Origin of the sequence: Paenibacillus montaniterrae (genome assembly GCF_018403185.1) — a bacterium.
Classification (GTDB): domain Bacteria; phylum Bacillota; class Bacilli; order Paenibacillales; family Paenibacillaceae; genus Pristimantibacillus; species Pristimantibacillus montaniterrae.
Genome location: NZ_BOSE01000012.1, coordinates 97,550 through 113,930, shown reverse-complemented (window position 1 = coordinate 113,930; position 16,381 = coordinate 97,550). Strand labels below are relative to the sequence as shown.

General features: G+C 35.3%; 18 protein-coding genes. All 18 read right to left on the bottom strand.

The genetic code is table 11. The annotated features are described in order from the left end of the window. Position 1: 1 nt before the first annotated feature. Positions 2–766 (bottom strand): amidohydrolase family protein, encoded by a 765-nt coding sequence (locus tag KJS52_RS23610; RefSeq protein ID WP_213519764.1) that lies wholly within the window; start codon positions 764–766, stop codon positions 2–4. Further along, complete coding sequence (locus tag KJS52_RS23605) at positions 759–1,958, bottom strand: ATP-grasp domain-containing protein (protein WP_213519763.1); 1,200 nt, start codon at positions 1,956–1,958, stop codon at positions 759–761. Before KJS52_RS23605 ends, KJS52_RS23610 begins: the two co-directional genes overlap by 8 nt. Continuing rightward, the gene (gene rffA / locus KJS52_RS23600; RefSeq protein WP_213519762.1) at positions 1,955–3,100 is read right to left on the bottom strand and encodes a dTDP-4-amino-4,6-dideoxygalactose transaminase; all 1,146 of its coding nucleotides are present in this window, start codon (positions 3,098–3,100) and stop codon (positions 1,955–1,957) included. Before rffA ends, KJS52_RS23605 begins: the two co-directional genes overlap by 4 nt. Beyond that, entirely contained in the window at positions 3,093–3,968 is an 876-nt protein-coding gene (gene rfbA, locus KJS52_RS23595) for a glucose-1-phosphate thymidylyltransferase RfbA (protein WP_213519761.1), read from the bottom strand. The genes rffA and rfbA overlap by 8 nt, the downstream gene beginning before the upstream one ends. Before the next feature lie 139 nt (positions 3,969–4,107). Continuing rightward, positions 4,108–5,238: a TDP-N-acetylfucosamine:lipid II N-acetylfucosaminyltransferase family protein gene (locus KJS52_RS23590; protein WP_213519760.1), complete on the bottom strand. Its 1,131-nt coding sequence runs from the start codon at positions 5,236–5,238 to the stop codon at positions 4,108–4,110. A 37-nt stretch (positions 5,239–5,275) separates the two neighbouring features. Then, on the bottom strand, positions 5,276–6,517 hold the full coding sequence (locus KJS52_RS23585) for a glycosyltransferase family protein (protein ID WP_213519759.1): 1,242 nt from the start codon (positions 6,515–6,517) through the stop codon (positions 5,276–5,278). A 38-nt stretch (positions 6,518–6,555) separates the two neighbouring features. After that, a complete protein-coding gene (locus tag KJS52_RS23580) occupies positions 6,556–7,716 on the bottom strand; it encodes a glycosyltransferase (protein WP_213519758.1) in 1,161 nt (386 codons plus the stop codon). A gap of 19 nt (positions 7,717–7,735) precedes the next feature. Next, entirely contained in the window at positions 7,736–8,710 is a 975-nt protein-coding gene (pseB, locus tag KJS52_RS23575; protein ID WP_213519814.1) for a UDP-N-acetylglucosamine 4,6-dehydratase (inverting), read from the bottom strand. Between the two features lie 38 nt (positions 8,711–8,748). Further along, positions 8,749–10,593, bottom strand: coding sequence for a motility associated factor glycosyltransferase family protein (locus KJS52_RS23570; RefSeq protein WP_213519757.1), 1,845 nt, complete (start codon positions 10,591–10,593; stop codon positions 8,749–8,751). Then, complete coding sequence (locus tag KJS52_RS23565; RefSeq protein WP_213519756.1) at positions 10,593–10,976, bottom strand: DUF8042 domain-containing protein; 384 nt, start codon at positions 10,974–10,976, stop codon at positions 10,593–10,595. The genes KJS52_RS23570 and KJS52_RS23565 overlap by 1 nt, the downstream gene beginning before the upstream one ends. Positions 10,977–11,086: 110 nt before the next feature. Continuing rightward, the gene (locus tag KJS52_RS23560; RefSeq protein ID WP_213519755.1) at positions 11,087–11,899 is read right to left on the bottom strand and encodes a flagellin N-terminal helical domain-containing protein; all 813 of its coding nucleotides are present in this window, start codon (positions 11,897–11,899) and stop codon (positions 11,087–11,089) included. A 167-nt stretch (positions 11,900–12,066) separates the two neighbouring features. Next, positions 12,067–12,888, bottom strand: a complete 822-nt coding sequence (locus KJS52_RS23555) for a flagellin N-terminal helical domain-containing protein (RefSeq protein ID WP_213519754.1) — start codon at positions 12,886–12,888, stop codon at positions 12,067–12,069. Between the two features lie 102 nt (positions 12,889–12,990). Further along, positions 12,991–13,389, bottom strand: coding sequence for a hypothetical protein (locus KJS52_RS23550; RefSeq protein WP_213519753.1), 399 nt, complete (start codon positions 13,387–13,389; stop codon positions 12,991–12,993). After that, positions 13,382–13,774: a flagellar export chaperone FliS gene (fliS, locus tag KJS52_RS23545; RefSeq protein ID WP_213519752.1), complete on the bottom strand. Its 393-nt coding sequence runs from the start codon at positions 13,772–13,774 to the stop codon at positions 13,382–13,384. Before fliS ends, KJS52_RS23550 begins: the two co-directional genes overlap by 8 nt. Before the next feature lie 20 nt (positions 13,775–13,794). After that, entirely contained in the window at positions 13,795–15,252 is a 1,458-nt protein-coding gene (gene fliD, locus KJS52_RS23540) for a flagellar filament capping protein FliD (protein ID WP_213519751.1), read from the bottom strand. A 33-nt stretch (positions 15,253–15,285) separates the two neighbouring features. Next, positions 15,286–15,660, bottom strand: a complete 375-nt coding sequence (locus KJS52_RS23535; RefSeq protein WP_213519750.1) for a flagellar protein FlaG — start codon at positions 15,658–15,660, stop codon at positions 15,286–15,288. Between the two features lie 13 nt (positions 15,661–15,673). After that, on the bottom strand, positions 15,674–15,925 hold the full coding sequence (gene csrA, locus KJS52_RS23530) for a carbon storage regulator CsrA (protein WP_213519749.1): 252 nt from the start codon (positions 15,923–15,925) through the stop codon (positions 15,674–15,676). Further along, positions 15,912–16,370: a flagellar assembly protein FliW gene (gene fliW / locus KJS52_RS23525; protein ID WP_213519748.1), complete on the bottom strand. Its 459-nt coding sequence runs from the start codon at positions 16,368–16,370 to the stop codon at positions 15,912–15,914. Before fliW ends, csrA begins: the two co-directional genes overlap by 14 nt. Between the last annotated feature and the right edge of the window lie 11 nt (positions 16,371–16,381).

Below are 16,381 nucleotides of genomic sequence, written 5' to 3'. Positions count from 1 at the left end.
CTTATCCTCCATCTCGAAAAAAACTCAAACTATTTTCAATTAAAATTTTATTCTGAGCCTCGAAACTCAACCCTGCTTTATTCATATAAATTAACAACTGTTTTTTACTGTCTTCTATCGAAAATTCTGGGTAATCCGAACCGAATAAAATTTTACCGTAGTTAAATTTAATAAAATTAATAATATCAAGGCTGATCGAAGTATTTTTAAAATAATTTTGTGTGAATGACAAGTCATAATATATATTGTCTAAATTCCTAGTATATAGCATTGTTTCTAATATCTTATGACCTCCAGAATGAGCAAAGAGAATTCTTTTACTGGGTAAGTATTTTGACAAAAAAATTAATAGCTCAATATTTATATGTGACCTTAAATTAGGCCCATAATAAAATCCATCAACTATGATATGTTTGTAATTAATTTTCTGAAGTGCGAGGAGGATTTTATTAAAGTCACCTAAAGTAATATTAGAGAGACGAGGGTGGATTTTAATTGAAAACTCAATGTTCTTCAAGTAACACTGTTTAATAATTTCGTAATCTATGTTTTGAAAATCAAGCATAAGAGCAACTTCGAGTTGAATATCAAGAGCTTGTAAAAGTTGTATATTATTCATAAAATAATTCCGTTCATTTTCATAATTTAAAATTAACAAGCAGCCTTTCATTTGACTAGAAGTTATTTGTGTTACTAGATCCTTATAAGGATCTGCCGTATTCATATTAAAATGCAAATGCGAATCAAATATGTTCAGTTTATTCATCGTAAATTACCTTCAACTTCAATTTAATATATTCAGCCAAGGAAAGTAAACTCTCCTTATAGGATGCATGTGCAATATAGTAACCTACTCTAGAACGATCATCATTAGGTGTACTTATTGTATCTCCCGCTTTAAAATTTAATTTAAAATCAACTACTCCTGGAATCATTGTTATCTCTTCCGCACCTATGATACTCTTAACTCTTCCTGTTGGTAGTATAAAAAAATCTAAAATCGCAACTGATTTTTGCATTAGGGAAATATCCCCTGATTTTATTTCCTCTCCCAAGGCACTTCTTATAAGTAGTTCATTTACGTCAACACCCGAAACTAGTGGAACGATATCAGAAGAAATTTTAGTACCTCCTCCTCGAGCTGCAATTTCAATCAAGTAGAACCTCCCCTCTTTGTATTTGTACTCAGCATGTGTAATACCAAAAGGGAGTTTCATTGTTTCTACTAAATTATTATTTTGAATTTTCAAACAATCGTAGTTAAAATCAAAATTTTCATGACTATATACCAATCTTGTTGCTATCGCAATATTATCTTTTAAATAATCCTTTGCTGATACTGCCAATGATATGTGGCGATCACTGAACATGAATCCTTCTACAGTAAATTCTTTACCGTCAATAAATTCCTCAACTAACACTTCACCAGATTCAGAAAATTGAAGGGTTAAATTGAACTTTTGGAATAGTTCGGCCTTATTATAAACTACAAACACACCTCTGCTAGATTGATTTCTTAAAGGCTTCATTACAAGCGGATAACCGATTTTTTCGGATGCTGTCTCAGCTTCCTGCAAACTGCAGCATAGTTCAAATCTTGGTATATCAAATCCATGTTCCTTGCAAAACATTCTCATAAGATACTTATTCGTAAATAGATCAGCAATCTTTTCAGTAATTCCCTTTAGTTTCAGTCTTTCACATAACCGTGCTACTGTTTTTACCGCAATATCACTCTGATCAGTAATAATCGCATTAGGTTTATAAGCCTCCGCTATCTGCAAATTGGTTTTATAGTCCAGGACATCAGCAACTGCACTTTCATCAGCATATTGGAAGCCTGGAGAATCTTGATACAAATTGGTATTCATTACACGAAGCCCCAGTTGTTTAGCCTTTTTTATAATAGGTACCTGCCACTCACCTCCAGCTACGATCATAATTTTCTGTCCTTTCATATTTTCTCCCTCGCCTTCTTAAGGTAATCTACTACTACATTGCAGATTTGTATTACTGTTTCCTCTTCTAAAGAAAAAAACATCGGTAGTCTTAATAATTTATCACTTTGCTCACAAGTCATATTATCAGAGGCATGAAACTCCCCGTATTTCTTTCCAGTTTCTGTTGTATGAAGAGGAATGTAATGGAACGTTGCTTGTATACCTCGATCTTTCAAATATTCAATTAAGTTATCTCTTGTTTTCTTATTCTTTAGTTTAATGAAAAATAGGTGACCATTATGTTCTACCGTATTTGGTATACAAGGAAGCTCTATATCGTAAATATCAATAAAATTATATAAGTATTGGTAATATATACTCCATAATTTCAATCTCTTTTTAGTAATATACTGTGCATTAATTAGTTGTGAATATAAATATGCAGCTGTAAGTTCGGACATTAGATATGATGACCCTATATCTCTCCACGTATATTTATCAACCCGTCCACTAATAAACTGTGAACGATTTGTTCCCTTTTCCCTAATAATTTCTGCTCTCTCTATAAGTCTTCTATCGTTTACTAATAGCGCACCTCCTTCCCCACAAACAAGATTTTTCGTTTCATGAAAGCTAAAGGTACCTAGATGCCCAATACTACCTAACATTCTTCCTTTATATGTAGACATAATACCTTGCGCAGCATCTTCTACCACATATAAATTGTATCGCTCAGCAATATTCATTATTGTGTCCATCTCACATGCAACACCAGCGTAATGGACAGGAACTATAACTTTAGTTCTGTTAGTGATAGCCGCCTCTATTTTTGTTTCATCAATATTCATAGTATCAGGACGTATATCGACAAATATAATTTTAGCACCACGCAGTACAAAAGCATTAGCAGTCGATACAAACGTATATGACGGCATAATTACTTCATCACCATGTTTTATATCAAATAAGAGTGCAGCCATTTCCAACGCATGTGTACAGCTTGTTGTTAGTAACACTTTGGGTGTTCCGGTTGTTTTCTCTAACCATTTACTGCATAGCTCTGTATATTTTCCATCTCCGCATAAATGTCTGGAATTTATTGCATCTTGAATGAATTCTATTTCTTGTCCCGCTACTGGAGCAATGTTAAATTTAATCAAGTATATCACCTACTAACTTAAATAAATATTTTCCGTAGTCATTATTTTTATATCGTCTAGCTGTACTCAAAACTTCTTCCTGTGTAATCCAACCTTGGTTGAATGCAATTTCTTCCAAACATGCAATCTTATAACCCTGCCGCTTCTCGATTGTTTCTACAAATTGACTAGCTTCCAACAAGCTACTAAAGGTTCCTGCATCTAACCATGTAAATCCTCGACCAAGTATTTCAACCTTTAACTTTTTTCTTTCTAAATATGCTTTATTTACATCTGTAATCTCTAATTCACCTCGCTCAGAGGCTTTTAAAGTTTTAGCTATATTAACTACAGAGCTATCGTAAAAATACAAGCCTGTCACAGCATATTGAGATGAAGGATTTTTTGGCTTTTCCTCTAACAAGATAGCATTTTTACATTCATCAAATTGTACGATACCAAATCTTTCAGGATCATGAACCGGATAACCGAAAACAATTGCTCCCTCTTTCAATTTTACTGCTTTTCTTAAGACCGGAGTGAAGCCTTGACCAAAGAAAACATTATCTCCTAAAATTAAACATACTGTCTCTTGTCCAATAAATTCTTCTGCTATTAAAAATGCTTCTGCTATTCCATTAGGGCTCTTTTGTGATAAGTAAGTTATTGAAATACCAAATTGGTTTCCATCTCCTAGCAACGCTTCATATAAATATCTATCCTCTTCATTGGTAATAATACATATCTCTCTAATTTCAGACAACATAAGTACTGACAGAGGGTAATACACCATAGGCTTGTCATAAATCGGTAATAGATGTTTGGATATTGATTTAGTTAATGGAAACAATCTTGAACCAGTACCAGCGGCTAAAATAACGCCTTTCATTGGTTGATTTTCCCTTCCTGTATCAAAATGAACTTACTCTATATTTTCACTGAAATAATAATTAAACTTACTAAACTTACTCTCTAATATAGACATTGACTATTGCTCGCGAAATAAAGTTTTGTAATTTTGCGAGCAATTATGAACTAAAATCAAGAAAAAAATTAGAGTATTGTTGTTCTACATACTCCGCTCCTAAATAAGTTTTCAATCTTTCTTTGTTTTGGTCATATTTTAAGCTGCAGATCTCACTAAACTGTTCTAAGGAAATATTATTAAGCATCCCTGCCTTGTAAATAATAAAGCCCTTATCTATGAGATCATAATAAACTGGTGATGTTTCAGATAGAAATACGGCTTTCCCTAAATATAATCCTATTAAAACATTCCCCACAGCTTGTTGCCTTCTATGGTTCATAACTATGCAATTAACTTTACTTATTAATTGCACATACTCTTCAAATATCATAAATTGTTCAAGAGGAATCATTCTATTTTTTAGTATCATTTTTCCAATTCTTTTGATTTCTTCGATATGTTCCCTGTTCCCATAAGATAAAGGAACAATAACCTCTGAATCTGAGGGTAATAGTTTATCTAGATACTCGAATATAGTTTGATGATTATTAGAAATATCTCCTGAATTTCCAACCAATACTCTGATACAGCTCGCCCCTTCTATTTCCTTCATTGAAAGACAATAAGCTTCGTTTAAATATATACTTGTGTTGTATCCTAATTCTATTCTAGGAGCTTGTGTTTCATAAAATTGTTTAATCAAATTATAATCAAAGACAGATGTAGTACAAATACCTGATAATTTTGAAATTAGCAAAGCTCTATTTTTTAAAAATAACTCGCTGTACTTTGGCTTGTTTACGCTTTGAGGAAACATTCGCTTTACATTATCATCGTATATTTCAAAAGGAATGTAATCATACAAATCCGCGCCCCATACTATCCAATATAAATTGGATTTGTTAAATGGAAGATTCACAAAAAAGTCGCAGTAAAAATTATAAAGATAATGAATAAATATGTTTTTAAAAGCAGATATTTCATGATATAGCTCACTTGTAGTAGAAGCCGATTTTATTTCAGATTTTGTGCATTTCCGTATATTCAGACTAGCATTACTAAAATAAGCGCTTCCTGTATCCAACTCCAAATCTACTACTATAAAGTAATGATCATTAAACTTGGATTGTATAAAGTCATAGAGTTGCTTGGTATACAGATGATCAATTACAATGTGTACATGTTTATACAAAATCCCCACACCTCTGCTATGTACATTCACCTAAAACTTACTGACTTAAACTTATTTGATTGAATAAATCTATTAATTTATAGGCATTATTCTCTCTACTATATTCCTTATAAGAGTCAATAACCTTATTTCCATTCATTCTATAATTTGAATTTATCAACCTTACAATTCCGTTGCTTATTCCCCTAACACTTGCGTCTAATGAAAATAATTCTTTTAATGGGTAGTTTTCAAAAAATCTAGGGATATATTTATTCTCAGTATTGTAAAACGCAATAATCGGTTTAAATGTAGGGATTAAATTGTAAAATCTACTTCCAATTGAATATTCTAAAATGTGTACTCCAAAATTTATATCAGCATCGTTCGTAAGCAAGATTGAGTCCTCATATGAAATATTACCTAAAAAACGAATATGTGAGTAATAATTAAATTCTAATCTTTCTAAGATATCTTCACTTTGTAAAGTTCCTGCAATCACAAACTCAAGGTCATGCCCGTCTTCATTCAAAACGTTAATAGCTTGAGCCATTTTTAATATATGATCCACGTAGTCATTATATATATGTCCACACCAAACAATCTGTTTTTTATTTCCTATCTTAAATTTTTTAGTATTCACTTTACGCAGATTATTAAAATCCTCTAGATCGTAACCGTTTGGAGCAACTAATTGTTTTATCTTAGGGAATTGCTTTAATGATACCTCTGCTACTTCTCTATTAACAAAAATAGCAGCATCTGCATTTTGCAATAACTTATTTTCTAAGTATGTGTTAATATGTTTGCCTTCCTCAGTTCTGAACTTATTCATCATATTCCCATTAACCCAGCCATCCCTATAATCAACAATCATGGGAATATTTGTAATTTCTTTAATTGTTGTTCCGATTAACCCCATTGTGTATGGAGGAATGGTACAAAAAATAAGGTTAATCTCTTGTTCCTTAATAATTTGTAAGGCCTTTATAACAAAATGCATGAATGATCCATATGCATGATCGGGTATATGTGCTTCTCTATAAATTTCCTTATAATTATTAGTAGAGTCTTGGTTGGGTTCTAACGAGTTGGCATAATAAATTTTCAGTTCTTCAGGTATATTTTTGCTTAAAGTGTAATCTCTTGGCCTGTCTTTAAAAGAATCCTGATTAAGAGTTAGGATAATTGGTTCCCAACTTCCTTCTCTCATCAAATATTTAACGAACTTCAAGGGACGAAAAACACCACTACTAGTATACGGTGGAAAGTAATAAGTTATAAAAAGTACTTTTTTCATACTACACCTCTTATGAATAGTCTCACTGAAAATTTAAGTCAGAATGATGAATACGATGTTAAATTCTTACGTAAGGGTCTTGAAGTAATTCTTATCTGCTTTAAATCAGAGGTCTGACTTTTGGCTAAATCTAAGTTATATGCTGCATCTAAATAATTTGCATGAATACTAAGTGCTGCTTCAAATTGCGTTTTTGCTTTATCAAATTCTTTTTCAACTAGAAAGATAGCACCAAGATTATTATGATACTCTGCCTTAATTTTATAACTAATTGCTAAAAATAAGCTCTCTTTTGCTTGTATCCAATTTTGTTCGTTCCAATGGATTAAGGCATCAACAAACAGTAGAATATCTGATTGTTGGCTATTGTTTAAATATTCATTTAATTCATCTTTACATAACTTATATTCCTCTATTTTTAGTAACAAAAATAAATAGTCTGATATATTATCTAATTCACTAAGCTTTCGTTTAGAGATACTATATTTTATTTCACGCAATGAATACTGTTTAATTATTGTTTTTTCAGCTTCAAGCATCCTATTTAGCTTTGCTGAAGAATTTGACTCATGTCTTCTGATAAAAACAACTGTGGTTGAAGCATATTTAAAAGCACCATATTTCGACAATCTAAGCCATAAATCCCAATCTTCACCGTGTGTAAGCGTCTCATTAAACCCTCCTACATTTAGAAATAAATCTCTTTTAACCATAGTACCTGTAAGAAGAATTCTATTTCTTACAATTTCATGTCCAAACGCAGTCCCATTCAACATGTCAAATCCTTCATATATTATGTTCGTAATATTACCTTCTTTAGTAATCTCAATTGCTTTAGAATAAACTAAGATTGTGTCGTTTGGTTCTTTATTTAATGTAAAAATATATTTCTTAACAAAATCATCACTTAAAATATCATCAGCATCTAAAAATAAAATCCAATCGCTCTGAGATAAAATAACACCATTATTTCTAGATACCGACACTCCTCTTTTTTGATTAAAAGAGACGATTTTGATTTGATCTGAATAACGTTTCAATATATCGCTTGTTCCATCTGTACTGCCGTCATTCACAACGATTATCTCGTGGATATTTTCTTTCTGTTTAAGTACTGACTCTAAACATTGTTCTATAAATTCTGCACCATTATGAATTGGAATAATTACTGAAACTGTAACTAAACTAGAATATTGCATTTTCGTTCTCCTTACATATTTACTCTCCTACTAGCTCTTTTAATTGTTCAATAGTTAACCAAATAGTATTAGAATTACTTGTATAAGAAAACCCATCATCCAATTTCTTTCCACCAATTGCGTATTGCTTTGACCACCATGGAAACTCTGGCTGTATAATGTAATAATCATTAAATTCTATAGTATGTCTTGCATCATCTTCCATAATCATAGCCTCGTGAAGCTTCTCTCCTGGGCGAATTCCAATAACCTCTATTTTACATTTAGGTCCAATAGCCCTTGCCAAATCTATAACCCTCATACTTGGTATTTTAGGAACAAATATTTCTCCACCATACATGCGTTTTAAACTATCAAGCACAAATTGTACTCCCTGATCTAATGTAATCCAAAAACGTGTCATCCTTTCATCGGTTACGGGCAGTACACCTGTATGCTTTATACTTTTAAAATAAGGTACTACACTTCCTCGGCTGCCAACTACATTACCGTATCTTACCACGGAAAAACTAGTTGGTTTATCACCAACATATGAATTAGCCGCTATAAATAATTTGTCAGATGCAAGCTTCGTAGCCCCGTATAAATTAACGGGACTGCACGCCTTATCTGTTGAGAGTGCAATAACTTTACTAACACCACAATCAATTGCAGCTTCTATTATATTTTGAGCACCATTAATGTTTGTTTTAACAGCCTCAAATGGATTATACTCGCATGCATCAACATGCTTCATAGCAGCTGCATGAATTACAATATCAACACCATAAAAAGCACGATATAACCGCTCTTTGTCTCTTACATCCCCAATAAAGAATCTTAATTCAGATCTGTTAGGGAACTGCCTTCTCATTTCATATTGTTTCAACTCATCTCTACTAAATACAATTATCTTCTTAGCACCTAGCTCTAGTGCTTTAGATACAAATTTATAACCGAATGAGCCTGTTCCGCCTGTAATAAGAACTGTTTTATTTTCAATAGCACTATGCATTATATTCACCTGTTTTTATTCATAATATAAAGTTTGAATTACTTATTCTTTAACTGAATTATAAGCTCCTCTTGCTCACTGGTAATAGTTGGGAGCCATGTTTTCATAGTTTGCAATAATGCAGGTATGCTTCTGTTATAGATCTCCGCTTTTTTAATAACATTTTGCTCGCCATGTGCTTCTATTATGTGTTGTTCGCATATGTTTAGCTCTACTATAAACCAATGCGCAATAAACTCCTTAAATTCTTCTTTATTAAAGAGTCGATCTAGGCTTTCTTCTATTTCAAGCAACAAAAGCTTGCCTTGTTTTGGAGCCTTATGAACTATTTTATTAAGTTCATTGAATTTTCTTAGATTAAAGGATATAGCCTTTAATAACATGTAAGAGAATTTCACTGTACGTTCAACTTTTTTTATAATCGAATGACGATCAATTTTATGTAAAACAGCCTGATCTTCTATAAGGCTATTTAGAATGTTAAAATTATAACATGTAGCAGATGTTGTGATTAATTCTATACTTTTAAAAGTTGTTCCTTCAATTTTGGCACCCGATTTAGAAGCATTTATAAACTCTACCGACGTAAATTCTGCAATAAGCTGCTCGATATCTTTTAATGTTTGCAGCATGCTGAACGTGGTAGGATTCAAATTCCCATACACATTTTCGACCTCGTATTGTAGCTCTTTTTCCTTATTTTTTTTCATAGCCTCAGTAACATGTTCTGCACCTGCTGCATATTGTTGCTTATTCGGATACGATAAGTCCTGTCCCGTAAAGATTATTCGGTTGGCCCCCATATAGACGGCTGCTTGAATAGCTGTACCAGTTACAGAGAATGTAGGCTTCAGCACATAATTTTGATCCTGGTAAGGGATCAAATAATTAATCATTGGATCATTGTTATAATAAGCATATACATTGTTCTTAGCATGAATAGTTAGAATTTCATGATGAATTTGAGGCATGACTAGCATTGGAATGTCTGCATAGTCATATGCCCGAAATATTTTCGTATTGTATACACCCGGATCCATCGAAACAATCAAATGTGGTTGAATGCCATAGTGACGCAAGCTCTGTATACTTGATCCTGCTGCTATGATAAGCCAGTTATCAATATTCTCCTTAATGCGATTAACGTCGTATTGCAAAGAAGGTCCTCCGCCAATTATGACCGCAGTCGATCCCGGAAAACGCTGTTCCAGTGTTTTTAGTACAGGTGTACTTAGTAATTTTGGAATATTTCTCAAAGAATTTTGATACATGACTTTTCCAAATGTTTTATGGAAGCCTTGCACCGCTTTCTTTTCAAGATCGATCTTTTTAAGCTTCTCTAAAAATACTTTTTCTGTTTCTAATGAAAGCTTGTCATAAAAAGGAATTCGAACATAGCGATACTGGAACGTGCAATATTTTTTAATAAATTCTAAAAACTGCTCTATAGTTGAATCCTCTTTCCCTACTCCAATATGCTTAATATTCGGATGACTTAATAATTGTGAAATGTCTACAATTTTGATCATCTGCATAAACAGACCCACTTCAGGCTCGATAATAATAAATCTTCGATTAGGAAATTGCTCAATTAAAGCTGATAAATGATAAGTTAAGCCTAAACCAAATAGAATAACATCGTCTTCATTTTGCTCTATATAATCCAGTGATTGACACCAGCGTTGTGCCTCGTACGCGGGGTCGTATTTGCTATAGAGCATGCTATCGTTCCAGTTCTTTATACAAATATTGTAGGATTGATTACGGTTCTGAATCAATTCATAATTTTCTAGCACATTGCTATTTGTTGCTTGATTTACAGCATTATAAATTTGAGGATGATATTTCTTTAGATAAGCTAAATTATCCTGCTGCATATTCATTATGAGCGAGACTCCTTTAGTGCTTGTAATAGTTTATCCAAATGGTCTGCTAATTCATATTTTAATATATCTGCAACATGCACAAACTGCTGCTGTGCTAGAGCCTTTTCTAGCTCTGCAACCTGTTCAGGTATCGCTTGCAACGCATATGTAACTGGTTCTATCATTGATGGAGCATGGTCTGCAGCGTCCTTTAAGGTCATCATAACCGTTTGAATGAGGTTACTTAGACCTGTAATGTAATCTGAGAAGAATTGACTACCTTCATTCGTTAATGGTTCGTAGAATAAGTCGCCAATAGAATGGCTTGCTGTAATAAGCTTCGGAATATACTGTTCAATGTCATCAACGATCTCATTAAATAATGTATTGGATATTCTCATTTTAAATCTCCTAACGTTCATTTTGTATTCTACTTACTATATCGGAATTTCAGAAATGTTTCATTAACAAAAAAGGCTGCCTGACGGCAGCCTTTTTCTGGAAAGTTCTATTAGCCTAGAAGCTTAAGAACGTTTTGTGGTACAGAGTTTGCTTGAGCTAGCATAGATGTACCAGCTTGTACTAGAATTTGGTTTTTCGTAAAGTTTGTCATTTCAGCAGCCATATCTGCATCACGAATACGAGATTGTGCAGCAGACAGGTTCTCAGCGTTTACGCCAAGGTTGTTGATTGTGTGCTCAAGACGGTTTTGTGCAGCACCAAATACTGCGCGTTGCTCGGATACTGTATTAATTGCAGATTTAATAGTTTCAATAGCAGCTTGAGCACCAGCTTCAGTAGTCAAATCAATTCCATCAATTCCTAGTTCGCTAGTTGACATATCTTTAAGAGCCACTGAAATTGTTGTGTCAGCAGTGCTGCCTACTTGGAAGTTCAATGTATTACCATTGTTAAGAAGGCTAATACCGTTAAAAGTAGTGTTTGCAGCGATGTTGCTAATTTCTTGAAGCAACTGTTGAACTTCTTTGTCGATTGCAGCACGGTCTTCTGCATCATTATACGTACCGTTTGCAGCTTGTGTTGCAAGAGTATTCAAGCGCTGTAGCATAGCATGAACCTCAGTTAGCGCACCCTCAGCAGTTTGGATCAAAGAGATGCCATCTTGCGCGTTGCGTTGCGCTTGTTGAAGACCGTTGATTTGGAAACGCATTTTTTCGGAAATCGCTAGACCTGCAGCGTCATCTGCAGCACGGTTGATGCGGTAGCCAGAAGATAGCTTCTCCATTGTTTTGTTCATGTTTGTGTTGTTGAAAGATAGATTACGATGTGCGTTCATTGCACCTACGTTAGTGTTAATAAACATAATTGATCATCCTCCATGATTGGTTATTCGCGCCACGTCCTTGTGGCCACATAATTATTATCGGAACTCATTGGCTAATAATGAATAGTTTTTCATAACTTAATACTATCTTTTTTCTCCATTTATATAGAAAAAGCCGCCATTGGCGACCTTTCATTATAAATCTATTAGCCTAGAAGCTTAAGAACGTTCTGTGGTACAGAGTTTGCTTGAGCTAGCATAGATGTACCAGCTTGTACTAGAATTTGGTTTTTCGTGAAGCTTGTCATCTCAGCAGCCATATCTGCATCACGAATACGAGATTGTGCAGCAGACAGGTTCTCAGCGTTTACGCCAAGGTTGTTGATTGTGTGCTCAAGGCGGTTTTGTGCAGCACCAAATACTGCGCGTTGCTCAGATACTGTATTAATTGCATCTTTGATTGTTTGAATTGCATCTTGTGCATCGTCTTCAGTTCCGAAAGATAGGCCAGTCAGCCCTAAACCTGCTACTGACATATTAGCCAGATCAACTGAAATTGTTGTCTCAGCCGTGCTACCTACTTGGAAGTTTAGTGATGTGCCACCAACATTGGAAGACAACAACGAAATACCATTAAATGTTGTGTTTGCAGCAATGTTGCTGATCTCTTGAAGCAATTGGTCTACTTCTTTTTGGATCGCAGCACGGTCTTCATCATCATTGTATGTACCATTAGCAGCTTGTGTTGCAAGAGTGTTCAAACGTTGAAGCATAGCATGAACTTCAGTTAGTGCACCCTCAGCAGTTTGGATCAAAGAAATACCATCTTGTGCGTTTCGTTGTGCTTGTTGCAAACCATTGATTTGGAAACGCATTTTTTCGGAAATCGCTAGACCTGCTGCATCGTCAGCAGCACGGTTAATACGGTAACCAGAAGATAGCTTTTCCATAGTTTTGTTCATGTTTGTGTTGTTAAATGCTAGGTTACGATGTGCATTCATCGCACCAACGTTAGTGTTAATAAACATAGTTATCATCCTCCATGATTAGGTTTTTCGTGCCACGTCCTTGTGGTCACACTACTATTATCGGACACAGTCCGCTAATAATTAATAGTTAACTGAAAAAGTTTAGTTTTTACTGTCGATATAGTAGGAAATAACATCATTAGAGTACATGCCGCCATATGATTGCAATGTCTTGCGCTGTACACTGACCTGCCTCATAGAGCGTGAATTTTCATCGTACCATTGACTAATAATAAATTGCAGCTGATCGTTTAGGCTGCGTAGCTCCTCGATACTATTCAGCAGCTTTGCTTCTGCATGTGAAGATAATAAAGTGAAGTCTGCAGTTGCCACTCTTATCGAATCGATATTTTTCTGCTGCTCTAACTTAGGCGCTTCCAGCTGATAGATGTCGTCGATTTGTGTATCGTATCGCTCAAGCTGAGCGATTTGAAGCTGTTTTTGCTGTATGGCAACAAGCCTTTTACAGCTATCTAGCAATTGCTCCTCTACCTCAGCCATTGGACATATTCACTTCCTTCCCGATTTGTTCCCAGGAAGATTTAATCTCGCTAATAATGGTAACAGCTTCATGCAATGGCTCTGTTGTTTTTTCGAGATTGCTGCGTATCGACAGCTCGATTACATAGGTATATAAAGCCTGTAGATTAGTAGCGATCTCTTTGCCCTCATTAAAATTAAGACATGACATCAGTTCATAAATAATATCCTGAAAGCGTTGAATAGCTTGATTCGTCTCTGCTACGTTTTGGTTTTCAATATGCTTAATTGCTTGATTGGCAAAGCGAATCGCACCATCATATAGCATTGTAATTAAGCGATGAGGAGAAGCTGTCTCATATTTATTTTTTTGATATGCTTGATAACCGTTAAGACTTGAGATCATGCAATCTTCATCCCCTTTAATTACTTCTTGGTCAGTGCATCAAACTGGGAAGTTAACCAGTCCTTTTGACTATTTAGCGTTGACAGCATCGTTTCCATCGTTCCAAATTGCAGCTTCAAGCGCGCTTCAGTCATCTCCAAACGACGCTCCATTTGCTCCATTCGATCATCAATCATTTTAATTTCAGCATCATAGCCTGTAATTTTAGTATTTAGCATGCCATTCACAGTCGAGTTATAGTAGCCCATAATTGATGTCAGTTCTGTAATAATCCCGCCTGGTTTTGCAGGTGTCGCTGTATCCGGATCAGCTTCTTGCTGCGGCTTCGTAAATAGCTCAATAACCTTTTGTGGATCATTTGCCAAAGCTTCTTTAAACGCTTCTTCATCAAATGTGATTTTTCCAGTCATTTCGCTGCCCTTAGTAATGCCTTTATCAATACTTAAGCCGACCTGCTCCATCCAAGCCTTTCCGCCCGAAGTATCTACTACCGAATTGAACAACGAATATAACTGACTATCAATTTGCTTCAATAAGGAATCGCCTTGAAGTGGATTCATTTTGCTATCATCTTCAGGCTTTGCCAAATTGTTGCGAACCATTGAAATCAAGTTATTATAAGCTGTTACAAAGCTCTTTACATTAGCTACGATATTATCTACGTCTTGACCTACATTAATATTAGAGTTGCCTGTACTGTTAACTGTAAATGTAATTCCAGAAATGAGGTCGTCAAAGGTGTTGCTGTTGCGTGTTACTGTGACTCCATTTACTTCAAGGATTGCGTCCTTACCCTCTTTATTCGTCACAGCTATTTTGCCATTCTCATCAGTCGTGTTATGGTCAATGATGCTGCTATTAGCTAAAGTGAAGCTAACACTATTGTTATCTCCAGCACCTGTCGTTTTAGAATTAAGAACTAACTTAAAGTCCCCGCTTGATGAAGTTTTAAGAACAGAAGCCGTAGCATTAGAGCCATTTTCAGCTGCAGTATTGGTATTTATGATATTCGCCAATTTTTTAAGCTGTGCTTCTGAATCACCAGCATCCTGTATGGATTGCAAATCCTCTTCAGTAAAGGTATAACTGCCAATTTTCAATTCTTGACCAGAGCTTGCTGCTTCCTCAACTTTAGATAAAATATAGCTGGAATCTACCTCGACAACATTTTTAGTCGCAAGCTGTTGTACATTGACCGTATAAGAACCTGCAGCTACGCCATTCGTTGAGCTTACGCTTACAGCATTTGAATCAGAGGTTGCTTTAAGCTTGTTCCAGTCCGCTGCATATCTTAGATTATTCAATGCTGTGCTCAATGAACTAAACGCTGTGTTGATTGAACGAAATACTGTCTGCTCTGATTGAAGATTTGTCTTTTTAGTGCTCAGGTTTTTATACGGAATTCGCTCCAGTTCCATTAAATCACTAACCATTTTCGCTGTATCGAACCCGGACAACCCTGTAATACTAATACCCATGTTGATTCCTCCTTTTCCTCTATAGCTAATGCTCTATCGTTTCTCGTCGATGAAAAACCCTACCATATCTTTAAGCTTCGCAGCCAGCTCCAGCACATATTCTGCAGGAATGCTGTCGATGACCTCGCGCGTTTGGATATCAACAACTTCAACGTAAAATTGCTCTGCGTCCTCATTGAACTTCATGCGCAATGAATGATTTAGAGCGTGAAACTGACTGTTTACCTTCTCCAGCTCTTTATAGAGCTTCTCTTTATTATCCTCAGCAAGTCTTGAATTTGCCTGTGTCTGTGCAGCTTGAGCAAACGCTCCAGCAAGACTGTTGTCTTGAGCTGTTGACTTTTTGACGCCAGGCATTTGAGTCCAATCAATAGAGGTTCCTTCCATACGATTGATTGAATCAAACACAATAATTCCTCCTTTATTCTTCTTTTGGTGGAGCACTCCCTAACTTCAATTGCTTCATCAATTCCTTCGCGTCCTTGCTGTTGGAAATTGATGATTGCATATTTTCAGCCTTAATCGCTTCATATATCTCTGATCGTAAAATCTGCACCTGCTTTGGGGCTTCAAAACCGAGCTTGATTACGTCACCTTCTACAGCCAGTACATGCACCTCAATGTCATTGCCTATGCGAACAACTTCTCCAACTTTTCTTTTAAGTACGAGCATCTGCCTCACCTGCCAAAATTAAGCGCTCGCGAACGCCTACTAAATCGTCTGTTAGGACAAATTGGCATCCTTTCTGTTTTTTCGGCACGATTAAAATCGGAGCTTTCAAATTGACATAAGGCTGGCTATCTATGAACCGTAAAATATAAAAAGCAACAATTTCATCAGCTTTGTCAACGCCAAGCGCTGCAATTGTGGCTTCATCTACATGGAAGCCCTCATTATTACCGCTCATTACAGCCGGCAGCAGCAGTAAGCTGATTTCCTCGTGAAAGGATTGCAAAATAAACAATTGCGTATCTTCATAAGGCAGGAGAGCAAACTGATTAAGATGAGAGAAACCGATTATGCCTTGCTGAAACTCGTAAATTTGATGCTGTTCTGGCTGGAGCTCTCCGTATAACTGACTGTGTATTACGATATTTGTCGCGGCTTTCTCACCCATCGTCAAACTCT